This window comes from Snodgrassella sp. W6238H11, from assembly GCF_016100525.1.
Classification (GTDB): Bacteria; Pseudomonadota; Gammaproteobacteria; order Burkholderiales; family Neisseriaceae; genus Snodgrassella; species Snodgrassella alvi.
Genome location: NZ_JACFSH010000018.1, coordinates 1 through 1582 on the forward strand (window position 1 = coordinate 1; position 1582 = coordinate 1582).

The 1582-nt window shown below is 30.5% G+C and carries 1 protein-coding gene; it reads right to left on the minus strand.

Annotation, left to right across the window (positions count from 1 at the left end; genetic code table 11):
- Positions 1–1285: 1285 nt before the first annotated feature.
- A partial coding sequence (locus H3V00_RS11540) for a hypothetical protein (RefSeq protein ID WP_232336007.1) occupies positions 1286–1582 on the minus strand: 297 nt, incomplete at its 5' end.

Sequence of the window (1582 nt, forward strand, 5' to 3'; positions counted from 1 at the left end):
TCAAAGCAGGGAAGAATTAATCCGCGTGGCTTCATGGTAAGTAGTGCTGAACCAATGCTTTTATACATTTTGTAGCATCTGAATAGGCAAAAAGCACTGATCATTGAGAGGATAATGACACTTATCAACCACTCTGAATCATGCGCTTTATCAGTTGTAATACAAGCATATATTATTAAGATAAACAGACCAGCCAGCAGGGATCGCATAAGTAATCTGATAATTTCGCCCGGTTTTAGGATAATGGGTTTCTGATGATCATTAATGATGCTTTTTTGATAATCTAGATTAATTTCTACTAATTCCTGTACATCGTTTTGGTAATTCGATTACAGAATGCTTAATTCCTTATTAAACGGATCTTCCGGAAGCCTGGTTGCAGTAATGCTAATGAGTAAAATATTCAATGATTTAGGCTGGTAATATTTAATACTAGACAGCCGTTGAGCTAAATTCGGGTATCGGTTGTAAACAGAAGGTGATTATTTAAGTAGTTTGCTAAGTGACAGTGTTTCTGACTTTCCTGCATAATATATAACATAATCTAAGTCAGATAATTTATATCTGTTTTGTAATAATAATTTTCCAATGCCTGAATAATTGGCTTCTGCAAAAGATACGTCTAAAGTAAAGTGCTATTTAGAAATCATTTTTAAAGCATCTAAATCGGCCATAAACTCTTTGGAACGATTCCATTGATAAATTGTCCAGTTAAATGAATGATAAAAAAATGTTTAGATGGCAGATATATTCGATAAAATAAATAATTTTTTAATAAATCAATTGTTTCAGTTAACTTATCAATTTGATGATTAAAACTTGCTTAATGCATTTAAATGATTTCTGGCAATGTGATTTAATTTATGTGCGATTATGCTACTAAAGTTAAATAATTAATAAAAGATTTTATATCGGTTATATTACCTCCTTCTCTTTCTATTATTGCAAAAGATAAATTTTTCTCTTTTCCCTGTCTCGTTTTGTGCTAATAAATTTAGAATTCACCCATAGCCATTCTTATATATTGAATAATCAGTTTGATAATAGTAATTACAGCTATTGTTACAGGAATCCACCAAAAAGAAATTTTATTTTCAGAATTAAAAAAAGAAAATAAGACAGTATCAATACAATCAGGTTAAAAATTCCCAAAATGTTAAATATGACCCATTCAATAGGAAAATCAGCATGTCCATGTTTATTTTCATAAAACAGAAATATATAGCCGGCCATCTGAAGAAGCAGAATAATAGGAATAATAATGAATTTACTCATAATCTACTGATTATTTTTTGTTTTGCATAAATAACTGCAGCTCTATTCGGGCATGAGCAACTCTTATGTAGTCTGATATTAAAGACTCACAATCCGGTAACTTTAATTTGCCTCTGATTTCATATGCAGTTATCTGGATATGATTATTTCGTTTGTTATATTTTATTTTTGCGTTACATGGTTTGAATTCTCCCGGTTTGAATGCTGGATTGAGATAAAGAGTTAGCTTTTTGTACATTTGGCCAGTTATCTCAAAAGAGTCTATTTGCTTCCATGGAATAGCTTTATCAAAGCAGGGAAGAATTAA